Source organism: Rhizobium sp. CB3171, from assembly GCF_029714265.1.
GTDB lineage: Bacteria > Pseudomonadota > Alphaproteobacteria > Rhizobiales > Rhizobiaceae > Rhizobium.
Genome location: NZ_CP121652.1, coordinates 1,457,226 through 1,474,252, shown reverse-complemented (window position 1 = coordinate 1,474,252; position 17,027 = coordinate 1,457,226). Strand labels below are relative to the sequence as shown.

At 59.5% G+C, this 17,027-nt stretch carries 19 protein-coding genes and 1 tRNA gene; 10 read left to right on the top strand and 10 right to left on the bottom strand.

Annotated elements, in window-relative coordinates:
* Window positions 1–196 precede the first annotated feature (196 nt).
* The 7 genes from QA648_RS07290 (at window position 197) to QA648_RS07260 (ending at window position 5,816) form a co-directional block, all read left to right on the top strand.
* Window positions 197–1,195, top strand: a complete 999-nt coding sequence (locus tag QA648_RS07290) for an RluA family pseudouridine synthase (RefSeq protein WP_104823189.1) — start codon at window positions 197–199, stop codon at window positions 1,193–1,195.
* Window positions 1,192–1,845: an HAD-IA family hydrolase gene (locus tag QA648_RS07285; protein WP_283050510.1), complete on the top strand. Its 654-nt coding sequence runs from the start codon at window positions 1,192–1,194 to the stop codon at window positions 1,843–1,845. The genes QA648_RS07290 and QA648_RS07285 overlap by 4 nt, the downstream gene beginning before the upstream one ends.
* A 9-nt stretch (window positions 1,846–1,854) precedes the next feature.
* Window positions 1,855–2,640, top strand: a complete 786-nt coding sequence (locus tag QA648_RS07280; protein WP_283050508.1) for an ATP12 family chaperone protein — start codon at window positions 1,855–1,857, stop codon at window positions 2,638–2,640.
* Window positions 2,641–2,709: 69 nt separating this feature from the next.
* Complete coding sequence (locus QA648_RS07275; RefSeq protein WP_104823186.1) at window positions 2,710–3,186, top strand: hypothetical protein; 477 nt, start codon at window positions 2,710–2,712, stop codon at window positions 3,184–3,186.
* A gap of 62 nt (window positions 3,187–3,248) precedes the next feature.
* Window positions 3,249–4,781, top strand: coding sequence for an acyl-CoA carboxylase subunit beta (locus QA648_RS07270; RefSeq protein ID WP_283050505.1), 1,533 nt, complete (start codon window positions 3,249–3,251; stop codon window positions 4,779–4,781).
* A gap of 120 nt (window positions 4,782–4,901) precedes the next feature.
* Window positions 4,902–5,294: a DoxX family protein gene (locus QA648_RS07265; protein WP_104823184.1), complete on the top strand. Its 393-nt coding sequence runs from the start codon at window positions 4,902–4,904 to the stop codon at window positions 5,292–5,294.
* A gap of 138 nt (window positions 5,295–5,432) precedes the next feature.
* Window positions 5,433–5,816 carry a DoxX family protein gene (locus QA648_RS07260; RefSeq protein ID WP_283050503.1) on the top strand — a complete coding sequence of 128 codons (384 nt, stop codon included), beginning with the start codon at window positions 5,433–5,435 and terminating at the stop codon, window positions 5,814–5,816.
* A gap of 116 nt (window positions 5,817–5,932) precedes the next feature.
* On the opposite strand, the gene sugE is transcribed toward QA648_RS07260, so the two are convergent.
* From sugE to QA648_RS07220, 8 genes are all read right to left on the bottom strand, one after another.
* Complete coding sequence (gene sugE / locus QA648_RS07255) at window positions 5,933–6,247, bottom strand: quaternary ammonium compound efflux SMR transporter SugE (protein WP_283050501.1); 315 nt, start codon at window positions 6,245–6,247, stop codon at window positions 5,933–5,935.
* A 151-nt stretch (window positions 6,248–6,398) separates the two neighbouring features.
* The gene (gene fghA / locus QA648_RS07250) at window positions 6,399–7,232 is read right to left on the bottom strand and encodes an S-formylglutathione hydrolase (RefSeq protein ID WP_283050499.1); all 834 of its coding nucleotides are present in this window, start codon (window positions 7,230–7,232) and stop codon (window positions 6,399–6,401) included.
* Complete coding sequence (locus QA648_RS07245) at window positions 7,229–7,693, bottom strand: YaiI/YqxD family protein (protein ID WP_283050498.1); 465 nt, start codon at window positions 7,691–7,693, stop codon at window positions 7,229–7,231. Before QA648_RS07245 ends, fghA begins: the two co-directional genes overlap by 4 nt.
* Window positions 7,694–7,782: 89 nt before the next feature.
* A complete protein-coding gene (gene gfa, locus QA648_RS07240) occupies window positions 7,783–8,358 on the bottom strand; it encodes an S-(hydroxymethyl)glutathione synthase (protein WP_283050497.1) in 576 nt (191 codons plus the stop codon).
* Window positions 8,359–8,472: 114 nt separating this feature from the next.
* Complete coding sequence (locus tag QA648_RS07235; RefSeq protein WP_283050496.1) at window positions 8,473–8,910, bottom strand: VOC family protein; 438 nt, start codon at window positions 8,908–8,910, stop codon at window positions 8,473–8,475.
* Between the two features lie 142 nt (window positions 8,911–9,052).
* A complete protein-coding gene (locus tag QA648_RS07230; RefSeq protein ID WP_283050493.1) occupies window positions 9,053–10,180 on the bottom strand; it encodes an S-(hydroxymethyl)glutathione dehydrogenase/class III alcohol dehydrogenase in 1,128 nt (375 codons plus the stop codon).
* 101 nt (window positions 10,181–10,281) lie between these two features.
* Window positions 10,282–12,291, bottom strand: coding sequence for an acetyl/propionyl/methylcrotonyl-CoA carboxylase subunit alpha (locus tag QA648_RS07225; RefSeq protein WP_283050491.1), 2,010 nt, complete (start codon window positions 12,289–12,291; stop codon window positions 10,282–10,284).
* Between the two features lie 80 nt (window positions 12,292–12,371).
* Complete coding sequence (locus tag QA648_RS07220) at window positions 12,372–13,307, bottom strand: DMT family transporter (protein WP_104823175.1); 936 nt, start codon at window positions 13,305–13,307, stop codon at window positions 12,372–12,374.
* A 219-nt stretch (window positions 13,308–13,526) separates the two neighbouring features.
* Between QA648_RS07220 and QA648_RS07215 the strand changes: the two genes are divergently transcribed.
* Entirely contained in the window at window positions 13,527–13,949 is a 423-nt protein-coding gene (locus tag QA648_RS07215) for a helix-turn-helix transcriptional regulator (protein ID WP_283050490.1), read from the top strand.
* Between the two features lie 6 nt (window positions 13,950–13,955).
* Here the strand turns inward: QA648_RS07215 and lipB are convergent, their stop codons facing one another.
* The gene (gene lipB, locus QA648_RS07210; RefSeq protein ID WP_283050488.1) at window positions 13,956–14,672 is read right to left on the bottom strand and encodes a lipoyl(octanoyl) transferase LipB; all 717 of its coding nucleotides are present in this window, start codon (window positions 14,670–14,672) and stop codon (window positions 13,956–13,958) included.
* Window positions 14,673–14,915: 243 nt separating this feature from the next.
* On the opposite strand from lipB, the gene QA648_RS07205 reads away from it, so the two are divergent.
* Both QA648_RS07205 and QA648_RS07200 read left to right on the top strand, forming a co-directional pair.
* Window positions 14,916–15,000: transfer RNA gene (locus QA648_RS07205), tRNA-Leu, on the top strand.
* An 894-nt stretch (window positions 15,001–15,894) separates the two neighbouring features.
* The gene (locus QA648_RS07200) at window positions 15,895–16,410 is read left to right on the top strand and encodes a hypothetical protein (RefSeq protein WP_104823172.1); all 516 of its coding nucleotides are present in this window, start codon (window positions 15,895–15,897) and stop codon (window positions 16,408–16,410) included.
* A gap of 84 nt (window positions 16,411–16,494) precedes the next feature.
* On the opposite strand, the gene QA648_RS07195 is transcribed toward QA648_RS07200, so the two are convergent.
* Complete coding sequence (locus tag QA648_RS07195) at window positions 16,495–16,989, bottom strand: peptide deformylase (protein ID WP_104823171.1); 495 nt, start codon at window positions 16,987–16,989, stop codon at window positions 16,495–16,497.
* Window positions 16,990–17,027: the final 38 nt, after the last annotated feature.

Below are 17,027 nucleotides of genomic sequence, written 5' to 3'. Positions count from 1 at the left end.
GCACCATTGTCACAAAATTCCCGTCAGGCAGACAATTCAGGTTTCCACTTTTCGTCGAAATGCTCTAAAGCCACCTCAAAAGGCCGGATGACCCGGCCCTGGGGCAAGGCCGCCCCAGTCCTTTGATTTGGCATGATCTTGTCCGAAACCATTTCGCGCTTTTCGGGGTCATGTCGCGGTTCTTGAAAGAAGACGAATGGCCGGGATTGAGCATATAAAGGTCGAGCCCGACGAGGCCGGAATGCGCCTCGACCGCTGGTTCAAGGTGCATTTTCCAGGGCTGGGCTTTGGGCAATTGCAGAAGCTGATGCGCTCCGGCCAGGTCCGTGTCGACGGCGGGCGCGTGAAGACAGATGCGCGTGTGCAGCCGGGACAGATGGTGCGTGTGCCACCGCTGGATGTCGACGCCAAGGGGCCGAAAAGCGGACCGATCGCAGGCAAGGAGCTGAAGCATTCCGGCGACGCCGAGCTGCTGGCGCGCATGCTGCTGCATGAGGACGACAAGGTCTACGTGCTGAACAAGCCGGCCGGCCTCGCCGTGCAGGGCGGCTCCGGCGTCAGCCGCCATATCGACAAGATGCTGGAGGCATGGACCAGCCAGAAGGGTGAGAAGCCGCGCCTGGTGCATCGCCTCGACCGCGATACCTCCGGCGTCCTCGTCGTCGCCCGCACCCGCGGTGCCGCACAGAAGCTGACGGCCGCCTTCCGCGAGCGCGACACCAAGAAGACGTATTGGTCGCTGGTGAAGGGCGTGCCCCGCAAGCACGAGGACAAGATCTCGACCTGGCTGGTGAAGGAAGCCACCGCCGATGGCGACCGGATGCGCATCGCCAAACACGGCGAGGAGGGTGCCGATCACGCTGTCTCCTATTACCGTGTTGTCGAAACCGCCGCCCAGCGTCTCGCCTGGCTGGAAATGGAGCCTTATACCGGCCGCACGCACCAGCTCCGCGTCCATGCGCTGCATATCGGCCATCCGATCATCGGCGATCCCAAATATTTCGAGGACGACCCGAATTGGGACTTTCCCGGCGGTGTTCAGAAGCGGCTGCATCTGCATGCCCGCCATATCGATATCCCGCATCCGAGCGGCGGGCGCCTGCGCATCACCGCGCCGCTGCCGCCGCATATGGTGCAAACCTGGAACCTCCTCGGCTTTGACGAGGCATCGGCTGGGGAGCCGGACGACGAATGAAGCTGGTGCTTTTCGATTGTGACGGAACGCTGGTCGACAGCGTCCGGCTGATCCACGAGGTCATGGCGCGCACCTTCGTCGATTTCGGCCACAAGCGTCCCGATGTCGCCTCCACCAAGTCGATTATCGGTCTCTCACTCGACATCGCGATTGCCCGTATGCAGGGCAAGCCGCATGTCGATGACGAGGCAATTGCCATGACGGCGCACTACAAATCGATCTTCCCCGACGTGCGCGACGAGGGCGATATGCAGACGCCGCTTTTCGACGGGATCAAACCGTTGATTGAGACGCTCGCCGCCCGCGATGAATTGCTGATCGGCGCGGTGACCGGCAAGTCCCGCCGCGGCTTGGAGCATATTCTTGAAGCGAACGGCTTTACGCCCTATTTCGCCGTTTCGCGCACCGCTGACGATTGCCCTTCCAAGCCGCATCCCGCGATGGTGACGGAATGCTGCAGCGAGACCGGCATGGATCCGCATGATACAATCGTTATCGGCGATGCCGTCTACGACATGCAGATGGCGAAAGCGGCCGGTGCGACCGCGATCGGTGTTGCCTGGGGCTATGCTTCGGTGGAAGAACTGCTGGCGGCAGGTGCCGACACGATTGCCCATCACCCGAACGACTTGTTGAGCCATATTCTCTGAGGTGACGCCATGCGCGACCTGTTGAACGATCTTTCCGAAGACCTGAGCCATCCCGATCCCATTCGCCGGGCTCAGATTCAGATGAAGAAGCCGCTGCCGAAGCGCTTCTACAAGGATGTAAGCGTCCGCGCGAGCGAAGACGGCCATGTGATCGAGCTCGACGGCAAGGTGGTGAAGACGCCTGCGCGCCAATCGCTCGCCGTCCCGACCGAGGCGCTCGCAAAGCTGGTTGCAGCCGAATGGACGCGGCAGGTCGAGGTCATCGATCCTGCGACCATGCCGGTGACGCGGCTGGTCAACACGGCGCTCGACGGTGTGGCGATCGATAGCCAGGCGGTATTCGAGGACATCCTGCGCTTTTCCTCCACAGATATGCTTTGCTATCGCGCCGATGGACCGGAGCGCCTGGTGGAGCGGCAATCGGAGCAGTGGAACCCGCTGATCGACTGGGCCGCAAACGAACTCGGTGCCCGTTTCATCCTGGCCGAAGGCGTCATGCATCAGGAGCAGCCGCGCGAGGCGATCGCCGCCTTTGCCGTGACGTTGCGCAAATACGACACGCCGCTGGAACTCGCCAGCCTGCATACGATCACGACGCTGACGGGTTCGGCGATCTTGGCGCTTGCTTTCGCCGAAGGCCGACTGCCGCTCGATGAAGTCTGGGCGCTCGCCCATCTCGACGAGGATTGGACGATCGAACATTGGGGCCGTGACGAAGAGGCCGAGCAGCGCCGCGCTCAGCGCTTCGAAGAGTTTCAGGCAGCCACCGATGTTTTTTCCGCGCTTCGCAGTTGAATATTGTTGATTTGCAGTCCGTTATATCGAAATCTGCATCTCAAGGGTTGGGAATTCGGGACGCGAATCATGTTGTTGTGGAGGTCGGGTGCGGTATCGGCACTCGTGGGATGTTTGGCGCTGGCTGCTTGCACGAGCTGGCCGGGCACGGCGCCGCCTGCACCTCCAGCCTATGACGTGCGCAGCGCCACCGTCGTTGCCGATCAAGCCGTACCTCCCGTTTCGCCTGTGCTGCTTTCGGCCATCAACGAACGCGTCAATGCCGCCATCGCCGTGACCACCCGCGATACAGTGCTGCCCAAGGTGGCACTCACCATCCGCCTGACGGATGTTCGCAAGGCCGGGAGCTTCAACCACGATCGCAATACGGCAAAGATCAATATCGACGTCGATTCGGTCGATACCGGTGCGGTGCTTGCCATCGCCTCGTTCGATACGGCGAATTTCACACCGGACCCGAACGCAGCCGACAATCTGATGGCTGAAGATATCGCCGCCCGCATCCGTTCCATCTTCGTGCTGAAGGCGCCGCCGCTGGTGAACTGAGCCTTCGGCTTCAAACTGCTGCTGCGCCATGCTAAGCCGGGTAAGCGGAAAAGAGGGCCATCATGAAAGAGATCCTGCAGGAACTGGAACGTCGCCGGGAGATCGCGAGGCTCGGAGGCGGGCAGGCGCGTATCGATGCGCAGCATGCGCGCGGCAAGCTGACCGCGCGCGAGCGCATCGAAATCTTCCTCGATGAAGGCTCCTTCGAGGAATTCGACATGTTCGTCGAACACCGCTCGATCGATTTCGGCATGGACAAGACCAAGATCGCCGGCGACGGCGTGGTCACTGGCTGGGGCACGGTCAACGGCCGCGCGGTCTTTCTTTTTGCCAAGGATTTCACGGTCTTCGGCGGCTCGCTTTCAGAAGCGCATGCAGAGAAGATCATGAAGGTTCAGGATATGGCGCTGAAAAACCGCGCCCCCATCATCGGCATCTATGATGCCGGCGGCGCGCGCATCCAGGAAGGCGTGGCGGCGCTTGGCGGCTATGCCGAGGTATTCCAGCGCAACGTGCTCTCTTCCGGCGTTATTCCACAGATCTCGATCATCATGGGTCCCTGCGCCGGCGGCGACGTCTATTCGCCGGCTATGACCGATTTCATCTTCATGGTGCGCGACACGTCCTACATGTTCGTCACCGGCCCGGATGTGGTGAAGACTGTCACCAACGAAACGGTGACGGCGGAGCAGCTTGGCGGCGCCTCGGTGCATACGACGAAATCCTCGATCGCCGATGCCGCCTACGACAACGACATCGATACGCTGCTGCAGGTGCGCCGGCTCATCGATTTCCTGCCGCAGTCGAATACCGCGGCTCTTCCGGAAATCGAGTGCTATCAATCGGTCACCGATCCCGATTCCTCGCTCGACACGCTGATCCCGGCCAATGCCAACAAGCCCTACGACATCAAGGAACTGATCCTGAAGGTGGCGGATGAGGGCGATTTCTTCGAGATCCAGGCAAGTTTCGCCAAGAACATCGTCTGTGGCTTCGGCCGCATCGAGGGCGCGACGGTCGGCTTCGTCGCCAATCAGCCGATGGTGCTCGCGGGTGTGCTCGACAGCGACGCCTCACGCAAGGCGGCACGTTTCGTGCGCTTCTGCGATTGCTTCAATATTCCGATCGTCACCTTTGTCGACGTACCGGGCTTTCTGCCGGGAACCGCGCAGGAATATGGTGGCCTGATCAAGCATGGCGCCAAGCTGCTCTTTGCCTATGCGGAAGCCACCGTGCCGAAACTCACTGTCATCACTCGCAAAGCCTTCGGCGGCGCCTACGACGTCATGGCGTCGAAACATCTGCGAGGTGACCTGAACTATGCTTGGCCGACCGCGCAGATCGCCGTTATGGGTGCCAAGGGCGCGGTCGAGATCATTTTCCGTAAGGATATCGCCCATCCTGAGAAGATCGCGGCGCATACGAAGATGTATGAGGATCGCTTCCTGTCTCCTTTCGTCGCGGCCGAGCGCGGTTATATTGACGAAGTGATCATGCCGCACTCTACCCGGCGGCGGCTGGCACAGGGGCTCAGGATGCTGCGCAATAAGGATCTGACCAATCCCTGGAAAAAGCACGACAATATTCCGCTTTGAGCATGTGACAACAAGTCACGGATTCTACACGGAAAATTGATTGGGTGTCAGAAGCCGTGTCTTCACCTTCGCGTGCACACAAACTAATGGTGGCTTCAGAAACCAAAACTGGAGTACAAAATGGCACTTTCCGATCGACTGAATCAATATCAGCCTTACGCCCTGGCGGCGCTGCGCATCATGACCGGTCTACTGTTTATGGAGCACGGCACGCAGAAGCTTTTGGCTTTTCCGGCCGGCGGTCATTTCGATGGTCCGCTGCCGACCCTGATCTTGATCCAGGGCATTCTGGAAGCTGTCGGCGGCCTGGCGATTGTTCTCGGCCTGTTTACGCGGATTGTTGCTTTCATCCTTAGCGGCAACATGGCGGTCGCCTATTTCATGGCGCACATGCCGAGGAATTTTTTCCCGGTCAACAATGAAGGCGATGCGGCCATCCTGTACTGCTTTGTCTTCCTGCTGTTGGTTTTCGCAGGCCCAGGCCTCCTGGCCATCGACGGTCGCAGGAAATAATATGCAATCGCCGGGCTTGGATCGATATCCAAGCCCGGCGAATAATTTCGCCGTTCGCGTGTTGACTCCGATATCAGCGGAAAGCGACCATATCCCCTAGAGATACTGGCCGCCTTCTCAGTTAAAACGGAGATTTTCATGCCGGCTTTCGAGCGCCTGTCGCAGTATCAGCCCGCCGCCCTTGCGGTTCTCAGAATTGTGACCGCGCTATTGTTCCTAGAGCACGGCACGCAAAAGCTCTTCAATTTTCCCGCCGCGCCCTTTGAAATCTCGACACTGTTTTTCGTCGCTGGGGTGATTGAGCTTATCGGCAGCATTCTGATCCTGCTCGGGCTCTTTACCCGGCCTGTCGCCTTCATCCTCAGCGGTGAAATGGCCTTCGCCTATTTCCTAGTGCATGCGCAGATGGGCTTCTTTCCAGCCAACAACGAGGGCGACGGCCCGATCTTGTTCTGCTTCATTTTCCTGTTTCTAGTGTTTGCAGGACCGGGCCTCTGGGCGCTCGACAATCGCCAGCGCTAGAGCGGTTCAGCGTTTCACGGAATCGCTTTCCCGCTCTATCTCTTTGTTTTTACGCATTCCGGGCGGAAAACCGCCTCGCACTTTTCCTGGAAGTGCTCTAGTGACGCAAATGAGGTTCAGGCGACGAGCTTGAGCCCGGCAATGCCCGCGACGATCAGGCCGATGCAGAACAGGCGAACGACGGTCGCGGGATCACCCAGCAGCCAGATGCCAAGCAGGACGGTACCGACCGTGCCGATGCCGGTCCACACAGCGTAGGCCGTGCCCATCGGCAAGGTCTTCACCGCAAGGCCGAGCAGGACGAGGCTGACCACCATCGAAATGACGGTGAGACCGGTCGGGATCGGCCGTGTGAAGCCTTCGGTATATTTCAGGCCGACAGCCCAACCGATTTCGAACAAACCTGCGAGGAAAAGCAGGAACCAAGCCATGTTACGCTCCTTTTTAAGAGCGAGGCCGTCCCCGCGGTGCTTGCGGTCGGCAATCTATGCCGGCCGCCACAGTCGTCTGCGCGGGGAAATATATGCCTCAGCTAAATTGGCTTTTCAAGCTGGGGACTGCATGGCTGCTATGCCACCCGTTTCATGCTAGCCGTTCGGCATGCCACTTCAGGTGATCGTCCATGAAGGTCGAGATGAAATAGTAGGAGTGATCGTAGCGCTCGTGCATGCGCAGCGTCAGGCCGATATCGGTGCCCTTGATCGACTCTTCGAACAACCAGGGCCGCAGACCGGTTTCGAGGAAACCATCGGCTTTGCCTTGGTCGATCAGAAATTCCGGGAAGCGGGCGCCATCCTCGATGAGTGCGCAGGCGTCGTATTGCCGCCAGGCCGCCTTGTCGGCGCCAAGATATTTCTCGAAAGCCGGCGCTGACCAATCGGCGGTCGAGGGCTGCACGATCGGCGCAAAGGCAGAGCAGCTCTTGAAGCGGTCCGGATTCTTCAGCGCAATCGTCATTGCGCCATGGCCGCCCATGGAATGGCCGAAAATGCCTTGCCGGCTCATATCCATGCGGAACTGCCAGCTGACGAGGGCGGGCAGCTCCTCCGTGATGTAGGTGTACATCCGGTAGTTCTCGGCCCAGGGCTCTTCTGTGGCGTCGAGATAGAAGCCGGCGCCTTTGCCCATCTGCCAGTTGGTCAATTCATCGGGGACGTCATTGCCGCGCGGGCTGGTGTCCGGGCAGACCACGATCAGGCCAAGTTCGGCCGCCATGCGACGGTATTCGCCTTTTTCCATCACGTTGGCATGGGTGCAGGTAAGGCCGGAGAGATACCAGAGGACCGGGCAGGGCTCCTTGATCGCCTGCGGCGGCACGAAGACCGCGAAGGTCATCTCGCATTGGCAGGCCTCGGACTCATGTGAAAAAACACCCTGCATGCCGCCGAAAGCGGTGTTCTGGGAAATGATGTTCAAGGCTGACCTCCAGACGAATTGTGAGCTTTGGCACGCCGGCAAAGGCGATCGAAGGTTTCAAGAAAGGCGGAGCGGTCGCGTGGCGAAAAAGCGGCGTTGTAGCCTTTGCTCTCGCCGGTCTCACGCAGGTGCGCGCCGAGATCGCGCATCGCGGTGACCATGCCGATATTGGTGTTGTCGAAAACACGGCCGGTCGGTCCGGTCACCAGCGCGCCGGAGACGACGCAGCGCCCGGCCAGGGGCACATCGGCCGTCACGACGATGTCGCCAGGCCCCGCATGTTCGGCGATCCAGTTGTCGGCGGCGTCGAAAGCATTGGAGACGATGACGTTCTTCACCATCGGATCGCGCGAGGGGCGGAGGCCGGAATTGGCGACCACCGTCACCTCGATGCCGTGGCGCTCGGCCACTTTCAAAATTTCCGGCTTGACCGGACAGGCATCGGCATCGACATAGATCATAGGAACAGAACGTGCTTCATTGGAGAGCGCTGCGCGTCCGGCCGAACGCGCAGTCGCGGTTTAGCGAAGTCCGCCGTCATGGGCCAGACCTATTCCCTCAATGTGCCTGCCTTTTTCGCGACCCAGGTTGCGAGAACATCCATCAGCGTCGGGTTCAGGCAATCGTAGGGCTCAAGGCGCAGCTCCTTCAACCGGCTGCGAATGGACGCCATGGCTGATGGCGGCGTTCCCGATTCGATGATCGACGAAACGAAAGCTGCGAAGGTGGGTTCGGACCAGCCGCTTTCCTGAAATCGCTCGGGATGAATGAAATCCAGGCCCTTGAAGGCATGGTCGCGCTCCACCGGCCCATACATGTGCACGCCGCAAGCCTTGCAGGCGTGCCGCTGGATCAGGGCGTCGGGATCCACGACCGCGAGCTTGTCGCCGTTTTCCAGAACCTTGACATTCTCATGCGCGGTGACGGCTACGATCGAAAAGGCAGCACCATTCGGCTTCCAGCATTTCGTGCAGCCACAGGCGTGGTTATGAGCAATCGCGCCGGTGATGGCGACTTTGACGGGGCGATCGGTGCAGGCGCAGACGAGCGTCCCACCACTGAAATTCGCCTGTCCCGCCTTCACTCCGCCGTCGAGCGCCGGGTGTATCGATACTTGACTTGGCATGTTCAGCTTCCTCCTCCTTGTTTGCCCGCGGCCGCCAAACCAGGATCGGTTTGCGAAAAGGCCGTGTGCCATTCAAAGTCGTGCAGCAATCTCCCGTGCTGTCTCGATTTGCGCTCAGCGGAGTTCTTGGGCAAGTCCGATGAGAATCCCTTCAGGCCCACGGATGTAGCAGAGCCGATACGCATCTTTATACTGGACGACTTCGCCTACGAGCTGCGCGCCGCGCGTGCGAAGCCTTTCAAGCGTCTCGTCGATGTCGTCCACGGTGAACATGACGCGGAGGTAGCCCAGAGCGTTGACCGGGGCGTTCCGGTGATCTCCGACGACCGGCGGCCTGAGTAAGCGGGTGAGCTCAAGCCGGCTGTGGCCATCCGGCGTGCGCATCATGGCAATCTCGACATGCTGATCGCCCAGTCCGGTGACACGTCCGGCCCATTCTCCTTCGATCGTGGCCCGCCCTTCGAGTTCGAGGCCGAGTTCGCGAAAGAAATCAATCGCCTCTTCGAGGTCTTCGACGACGATTCCTACATTGTCCATCCGCTTGAGCGCCATGTTCCAATCTCCAGGGTGTCGCCTAGTCTAACAACGGACGCTTGAGGTGCCTCGGCCGCCACTCGGGGCCGGCTCGCGGCTGTTCACATCAGAATCCTGAATCATGGACCGCCGCAAACCGCCCCCGTTTTCAAACGGTCTCTTAATAGACCACGACGCCGCGGATGCTTTCGCCCTTGTGCATCATGTCGAAGCCCTTGTTGATGTCCTCGAGCGGCATGGTGTGGGTGATCATCGGGTCGATCTGGATCTTGCCCTGCATGTACCAGTCGACGATCTTCGGAACGTCGGTGCGGCCACGCGCGCCGCCGAAGGCCGTGCCCATCCAGTTGCGGCCGGTCACCAGCTGGAACGGACGGGTCGAGATTTCCTGGCCGGCACCGGCAACGCCGATGATGACCGACTTGCCCCAGCCGCGATGCGACGATTCCAGCGCCTGGCGCATCACCTTGGTGTTGCCGGTGCAGTCGAAAGTATAGTCGGCCCCGCCGATGAGGTCGCCATTGCGCTTCGTCAGGTTGACGAGATAAGGCACGATGTCGTCGCCGACCTCCTTCGGATTGACGAAATGCGTCATGCCGAATTTCTCGCCCCAGGCCTTGCGGTCGTTGTTGATGTCGACACCGATGATCATGTCGGCGCCGGCAAGCTTCAGGCCCTGCAGGACGTTGAGGCCGATGCCGCCGAGACCGAAGACGATCGCCGTCGAACCGATCTCCACCTTGGCGGTGTTGATGACCGCACCTATGCCGGTGGTGACCCCGCAGCCGATATAGCAGATCTTGTCGAAGGGAGCGTCGGGATTGACCTTGGCAACGGCAATCTCCGGCAGCACGGTGAAATTGGCGAAGGTCGAGCAGCCCATATAGTGATGGATCTTGTCCTTGCCGATCGAAAAGCGCGAGGTGCCGTCCGGCATCACGCCTTGCCCTTGCGTGGCGCGGATCGCGGTGCAGAGATTGGTCTTGCGGCTGAGGCAGGAATAACATTCGCGGCATTCGGGCGTATAAAGCGGAATGACATGATCGCCCTTCCTGACCGAGGTCACCCCCGGGCCGACATCGACGACGATGCCGGCACCCTCATGACCGAGGATCGCCGGAAACAGGCCCTCCGGATCGGCGCCCGACAGGGTGAAATCGTCGGTGTGGCAGGTGCCGGTCGCCTTGACCTCGATCAGCACCTCGCCGGCCTTCGGGCCATCGAGCTGAACGGTCATGACTTCCAGCGGTTTACCGGCGGCAACGGCTACGGCGGCGCGTACGTCCATCGTTTCATCCCTTCTAAATTAATGATTTGGTTAGCGCGACATTGGCATGGCCGCGCCGGATGGCTCAAGCGAAAAATCGGGTGTTTCGTAGCGAATACGGATTAGGCGAATTCCATGATCACCGCGTCGACGGCAAGACTTTCGCCCGGCTTCGCATTGATCTTGCCGACGATCAAGTCGCGCTCAGCGCGCAGGACATTCTCCATCTTCATCGCCTCGACGATCGCCAGCGTTTCCCCCGCCTTGACCTCCTGGCCTTGCGCAACAGCAATAGCGACGACGAGCCCGGGCATGGGGCAAAGCAACAACTTTGACGTATCCGGCGGCAGTTTGACCGGCATCAGCTTGTCAAGTTCCGCCTGGCGCGGCGTAAAGATCTTGGCGCGGACCGAAAGACCTTGCCAGTCGATGCGCAGCCCGTTGAGGAAAGGACGGATTTGGGCCGTCACCTTCCGCCCACTGACCGTTCCGGCCCAGACGGCGTCGCCCGGGCGCCAATCGGTCGCGACCGCCAAAATCCCGCCGTTGATCTGCATGTCAATCTCGAATGGGATGGTGACGAGCCCGTCCTGCAGCGTCACCGGAACATAGTCCGCGCCGAGCTTGACCACCCAATCCTCACGCAACGGCCCCGTCGCCGGCCGCAATCGGTCGGCATAGCGTTCGCGGCGGTTGGCATCGACAAGGCCGCAGGAGAGTGCGACGGCGGCAAGCACCGCAGATTCGCTTTTGTCCGGCGTCATCGGCGCAAAACCGTCCGGATATTCCTCCGCGATGAAGCCCGTGGAAAGCCGGCCTTCGCGCCAGCGCGGATGCTTCATCAGTGCCGACAGGAACGGCACGTTATGTTCGATGCCGTCGACGACAAAACCGTCCAGCGCTTCACCCATGGCCTCGACCGCTTCAAGCCGCGTCGGCGCCCAGGTGCAGAGCTTGGCGATCATCGGGTCATAATACATGGAGATCTCAGCGCCTTCGAAGACGCCGGTGTCGTTGCGGATCACGACATTGCCGCTCTTACCTTCATGCGGCGGACGATAGCGCGTCAGCCGGCCGATCGACGGCAGGAAGTTTCGATAGGGATCTTCGGCATAGAGGCGGCTTTCGATCGCCCAGCCGTTCAGCTTGATATCATCCTGGGCAAAGGGCAGCTCTTCGCCGGCGGCGACGCGGATCATCTGTTCGACAAGATCGATGCCGGTAACAAGTTCCGTAACGGGATGTTCGACCTGCAGGCGGGTATTCATCTCTAGGAAATAGAAATTGCGGTCGCGGTCGACGATGAATTCGACCGTCCCGGCGCTCTGATAGTCGACCGCCTTGGCAAGCGCGACGGACTGTTCGCCCATGGCTTTGCGTGTCACCTCGTCAAGGAAAGGCGAGGGCGCTTCTTCGGCGACCTTCTGATTCCGGCGCTGGATCGAGCATTCACGCTCGCCGAGATAGACGACATTGCCGTGGGCATCCGCCAGCACCTGGATTTCGATATGCCGCGGATCGACGACGAATTTCTCGATGAAGACGCGATCGTCGCCGAAGGAGCTTTTCGCCTCGGAGCGCGCACGCTCGAAACCGTCGCGCACTTCCTCACTACTCCAGGCGATGCGCATGCCCTTGCCGCCGCCGCCCGCCGAAGCCTTGATCATGACGGGATAGCCGATCTCGGCGGCAATCGTTTCGGCATGGTCGGCATCGTCGATGACGCCGAGATAGCCGGGCACGGTGGAAACCTTGGCGTCATTGGCGAATTTCTTCGATTCAATCTTGTCGCCCATCGCCCTGATCGCTTTCGGCTTCGGACCGATGAAGATGATGCCTTCCTTCTCCAGCGCCTCACAAAAAGAGGCTCGCTCGGAGAGAAAGCCATAACCCGGGTGCACCGCTTCGACGCCGGTCTCCTTGCAGGTGGCGATGATCTTTTCGGCTACGAGATAACTCTCGGCGGCAGGGGCTGCACCGATATGCACGGCCTCATCGGCCATTTCGACGTGCAAGGCGTCGCGATCGGCGTCGGAATAGACCGCGACGGTCGAGATCCCCATCCGCCGCGCAGTCTTGATCACACGACAAGCGATCTCGCCCCGGTTGGCGATCAGGATTTTCTTGAACATCAAAACTCCGCCCAATGCATAGCCCTATCAGCGTTTTAGTCATAAATTGCGCCAGCGGTCCATGCGGAAGATGAGCGTACTCAAGCCGATTTCGTCGAACGCGACTGAACGCGCTCGCGCCAGATGATGAAAAGACCCGATCCGACGATGATCAGGATGCCGATCCATTTGGAAACATTTGGAAAGTCCCCGAACAGCGCATAGCCGAGAATGGTAGCCGAAATGATCTCGAAATATTGAAAAGGCGCCAGCAGCGACAGTGGCGCCAGCCGGAAGGCGCGCACGACGAGCATATGCGCATAGCCGGAGATCGAGCCGAGAATCAGCAGCAACACGAGACCGAGCCAGGAAGCGGGCAGGGACGGTACGAAATCGGCAACGCCAGCCGATGCCCCTATCGAAAGCGCACCGGCCATGAAGATCGTGCCGCCGATGCCGGCCATCGTCTGCATGGTCAATGGCGAATCCGCCTCGCCGACGGCACGGTTCATGAAGAGATAAAGCGCAAAGAGAAATGCGCAGGCGACCGGCAGCAGCGCTTTCCAGCCGAAAATTTCGAAACTTGGCTGAATGACGATCATTGCACCACCGAAGCCGACGACGATGGCAAGCCAGCGCCGCCAGCCGACCTTGTCGCCAAGAAACAGAGCCGAAAGAGCGGCCAGCATGAAAGGTTCGACGAAATAGATGGCGAAGACATCGGCAAGCGGCATGTATTTGACCGCCACGAAGAACAGCAGGCTTGCCGCGCCGTGCAGCGCGCCGCGCAAAAGGTTCACCCAGGGGCGCTTGGCCGAAAGCGCTGCCCATCCAAAGGCGGCAAAGAGCAGCGGCATAGTACAGACGAGTTGAAAGAAGAAGCGGTAGAACGTCACCTGTCCCGGCGACATCGCCTCGAAGGTCGCCATATATTTGGCGATCGCATCCATCACCGGCAGGACGATCATGGCGCTGGCCATGATGGCCATGCCTTGCAGCGGATTCTGATGGGCGGGGACGACTGAGATTTGGGACATGCGGGAGATCAAACACAGGAATCCCTTCCGATCAAGACAGGGCATCAACGCCGTTGCCAATTCATCACACCATTTGGCGCAAAAATCGCGGACTTTGCCAATTCAGACAGATCGCGGTGGTGACATGACGCCCCTAGACCTATGTCTGCTTGGAAAATCCGCTAAAAAATATGCGCGCCGCTCAGAAATTCACCGGCGCAACCAACAAGGATCGCACCGATGTTGAAGACGGAACAAGAGACGACCGTTTTTTCGGATGAAGGCGACGATACACTGGGCGGACGCCTTTCCATGGCCCGCGACGCCGCCGGCATCAGCCTCGAATCGCTGGCAAGCCAGTTGGGCTTAAGGCAGGAGACGATAATCGCCTGGGAATCGGACCGTTCAGAACCGGAACCATCCGTTCTAGTCAAATTGGCCGCCATGTTCGCCGTGTCGCCGACTTGGCTGATGACCGGCTCCGGCGATGGACCGGGTGAGGACAGCGACGAACGGGCACTGGAGGCCGTCAAGATCGAGCTTTCGCGCTTGCGCTCCGCCCATCTGGAAATCGGCCGGCTGATCGAGACGACAACGCGCCAGATCGAAAGGCTCGACCATCAAATCCGGCTGCGCAATGTCAGTAAGGACGTCGCGCACTAAGCCTCATCAAGGCTCATTGGCGGTTTCGCCGAATATCTCTTCGAAAGCTTCCCGCAGACGGATATCCACATCCGCCATCATCACCGGCAGGCCGAGGTCGACGAGGCTGGTGACCCCATAGGCGGAAATTCCACAGGGCACGATACCGGTGAAATGGCCGAGATCAGGATCGACGTTCAGCGACAGGCCGTGAAACGTCACCCATCTGCGCACGCGAATGCCGAGGGCGGCGATCTTGTCTTCAGCCATGGTCCCATCCGGCAGCAGCGGTTTCTCCGGACGGCGCACCCAGACGCCGACGCGATCTTCACGCCGCTCGCCGCGAACATTCATCGAATCGAGGGTGCGGATGATGACTTCTTCCAATGCGGCAACGAAGGCGCGGATATCCTGACGCCGGCGCTTCAGATCCAGCATGACATAGGCAACGCGCTGGCCGGGGCCATGATAGGTATATTCGCCGCCTCGCCCGGTGGCGAAGACGGGAAAACGATCGGGCTCGATGAGATCGGCCGCATTGGCGCTGGTGCCTGCTGTATATAAAGGTGGATGCTCGACCAGCCAGACAAGCTCCTGCGCTTGACCTTCGGCAATCGCCGCCACCTCCGCCTCCATGACCGCCACTGCTTCATCATAGGGCACGAGACCATCGGCGATACGCCAACGCACGGGCGGAGAGCCGGCAGGGGGAAACATTTGATGTTGGAGATCGGTGCGTAGCATCAGCCAGTCCTTTGCGCCTGTTCGGCAGACAGCTCCCTTGGAAATTTGGCGCGCCGATAGGTTATCAACATATGGAGGCATTTGGCCAGGAATTCAAACATCTACGAGACGGATGCCGTGAATCCAAAGGCATGTTTAAGGGAGCTGTGGGCGAATGTTAAAAAAACTGACATATCGCTCTTGTGCCCCCCGAATGCTTTTGCTACATGCAGCCGCGCCGGAGCAATCCGGCCCTACCACGATGCGGTCGTGGCGGAATTGGTAGACGCGCAGCGTTGAGGTCGCTGTGGGGCAACCCGTGGAAGTTCGAGTCTTCTCGACCGCACCATTTGATTTAGAAGAGCCCGCGTTTGCGGGCTTTTTCTTTGCCAAGTGTCTGACGTCGGAACCGAGCCTGGGAGACCCTTTCCATCGCTCCAAGGGCAGCCTTCCAGCGTTCCGCTCCACGACTATAAACCTCGCTCGTCTTCGCTTCGGAAATGGCCCAGGATTGCCGTGATATCGTGCTGGCAACCAAGCATGGGGTGCCTTCGATTCGGCAGTAGGTCCGGCCGTTAAGATGAGGTCTGTGGCCTTCCAAGGAATCGCACCGCGTCGGTCTTGCGGAGCACGTTCCGCTCCGCAATCAGCAAAATATTTGCATCTCACTCGACTGCCACGGACACGATAACGGATCAGAGCATGTAGGAGAGCATCTCGTAAGCGTCGTCGAGTGCAGCTTCCTGCGTTCGAAATTTTCTGCTGGGCCGGCTTCTGTCCTCGTTCAAATGAATCACATAGACCCATCGACCGAGTCGCACTTCTTTTGTTTCAATTTTGTATTCGAAAGGAATTTCAATAGGGGGCATTCGTATTCCATCTCTAAGCTTGCAATCGAAAAGATGGTTATTGATCTATTAATGCGTCGGCAATCTGAACCTGCGATAATGGTTGACGGACGAGGTTAACGGGCAGCTCGGTACCAATACCCGTTTTCTTCTCGACCACACCAGAAACCCGCTTCGGCGGTTTTTTCCTTCTGGCGATCGCCGTCACCACATTCCTTTAAAAGTTGCGTCTCAGGCGAAGGTACTCTCTCTGATAGCTGTTTCCGTACAGTTACCGTTCATGTTCTCCCCCATATGGTGTCGTTGCTTGCCCGCGACTCGTGCGTCAATTGACAACCGAAGGGGCGGGGATGATTAATAGTTTCGACATTCGTCATAGAGCGGAGGATTTGCCAATGACCAGTCGTGCCATCCTGTTGATGTCTTTTGCGTCTCTTGCAGTTGTGGGCTCGATGGCCCTCTCATCGCCGGCTTCTGCGCTAACCATGAAAGAGTGCAGCACCAAGTATCAGGCGGCCAAGGCTGCCGGTACCCTGAACGGCCAGACGTGGAATGATTTCCGTGCTTCGCAGTGCGCTGCCGACGCAAGCGCTACCACCACTGCACCGGCAACCACCGCGCCGGCAAAGACCACTGCCACCGCCAAGACGACGGCGGCTGCCGATGAGCCTGATGCCACCAAGCCGCCGGCCAAGGAGCCGCCGAAGGCTACGACCGCAGCGCCGGCCGGCGTGACCTTCCCGAAGGCCGTCGATCCCAAATATTCGAGCGAAACGCCCGGCAAGGGCCGCTTCCACACCTGCGTCGACGCCTATAACGACAACAAGACCAAGAATACCCTTAACGGCCTGAAGTGGATCCAGAAGGGCGGCGGCTACTACAGCCTCTGCAACACCAAGCTGAAGGGCTGATCCGCCGCTTCATGCAGACAAACAGGCGGGCGTCTTCGAGGCGCCCGCATTTTTATGTGCGGACATTTAGACACGCAGGACCGATCACGCCTTCGCTTTTTCCCATTTCTTCACCAGCCGGTCGCGCTTCAATTTCGAGAGGCGCTGCAGCCAGAACAGACCGTCGAGCTGGTCGACTTCGTGCTGGATGCAGATAGCAAGAAAGCCTTCGGCTTCAGTTTCGTGCGCCCGACCGTCCAGATCCTGGTAGCGAAAGCGGATTGCTTTCGGCCTGGCGATCTCGTCCGTGAAACCGGGCATGGAGACACTGCCCTCCATATGCCGCATCGTCTCATCGGAAAACCAGGTGATCTCCGGATTGACATAGGTGTGCACACCATCCTCGCGGCTGAGTTCGATTACGGTTATGCGCTGAAGCACGCCGATATGAGCGGCGGTGATTCCGACGCCGGGAGCAGCGCGCATGGTGTCCAGGAGATCGTTGGCGAGCCTACGCAAGTCGTCGTCAAAGGCGGCGACGGGAGCGCAGGCTGTTTTCAATAATGGGTCGGGGAAGCGGATGATGGGACGGACTGGCACGGCTCTCTCTGTTAACGGAACGACATGTTCGCAGCCTA

Excerpts from the sequence above, each read along its gene's own strand:
- QA648_RS07290 (WP_104823189.1), top strand. The coding sequence starts at position 197 with ATGGCCGGGATTGAGCATATAAAGGTCGAGCCCGACGAGGCCGGAATG.
- QA648_RS07285 (WP_283050510.1), top strand. The coding sequence starts at position 1,192 with ATGAAGCTGGTGCTTTTCGATTGTGACGGAACGCTGGTCGACAGCGTC.
- QA648_RS07280 (WP_283050508.1), top strand. The coding sequence starts at position 1,855 with ATGCGCGACCTGTTGAACGATCTTTCCGAAGACCTGAGCCATCCCGAT.
- QA648_RS07275 (WP_104823186.1), top strand. The coding sequence starts at position 2,710 with ATGTTGTTGTGGAGGTCGGGTGCGGTATCGGCACTCGTGGGATGTTTG.
- QA648_RS07270 (WP_283050505.1), top strand. The coding sequence starts at position 3,249 with ATGAAAGAGATCCTGCAGGAACTGGAACGTCGCCGGGAGATCGCGAGG.
- QA648_RS07265 (WP_104823184.1), top strand. The coding sequence starts at position 4,902 with ATGGCACTTTCCGATCGACTGAATCAATATCAGCCTTACGCCCTGGCG.
- QA648_RS07260 (WP_283050503.1), top strand. The coding sequence starts at position 5,433 with ATGCCGGCTTTCGAGCGCCTGTCGCAGTATCAGCCCGCCGCCCTTGCG.
- sugE (WP_283050501.1), bottom strand. The coding sequence starts at position 6,247 with ATGGCTTGGTTCCTGCTTTTCCTCGCAGGTTTGTTCGAAATCGGTTGG.
- QA648_RS07245 (WP_283050498.1), bottom strand. The coding sequence starts at position 7,693 with ATGATCTATGTCGATGCCGATGCCTGTCCGGTCAAGCCGGAAATTTTG.
- gfa (WP_283050497.1), bottom strand. The coding sequence starts at position 8,358 with ATGCCAAGTCAAGTATCGATACACCCGGCGCTCGACGGCGGAGTGAAG.
- QA648_RS07235 (WP_283050496.1), bottom strand. The coding sequence starts at position 8,910 with ATGGCGCTCAAGCGGATGGACAATGTAGGAATCGTCGTCGAAGACCTC.
- QA648_RS07230 (WP_283050493.1), bottom strand. The coding sequence starts at position 10,180 with ATGGACGTACGCGCCGCCGTAGCCGTTGCCGCCGGTAAACCGCTGGAA.
- QA648_RS07225 (WP_283050491.1), bottom strand. The coding sequence starts at position 12,291 with ATGTTCAAGAAAATCCTGATCGCCAACCGGGGCGAGATCGCTTGTCGT.
- QA648_RS07220 (WP_104823175.1), bottom strand. The coding sequence starts at position 13,307 with ATGTCCCAAATCTCAGTCGTCCCCGCCCATCAGAATCCGCTGCAAGGC.
- QA648_RS07215 (WP_283050490.1), top strand. The coding sequence starts at position 13,527 with ATGTTGAAGACGGAACAAGAGACGACCGTTTTTTCGGATGAAGGCGAC.
- lipB (WP_283050488.1), bottom strand. The coding sequence starts at position 14,672 with ATGCTACGCACCGATCTCCAACATCAAATGTTTCCCCCTGCCGGCTCT.
- QA648_RS07200 (WP_104823172.1), top strand. The coding sequence starts at position 15,895 with ATGACCAGTCGTGCCATCCTGTTGATGTCTTTTGCGTCTCTTGCAGTT.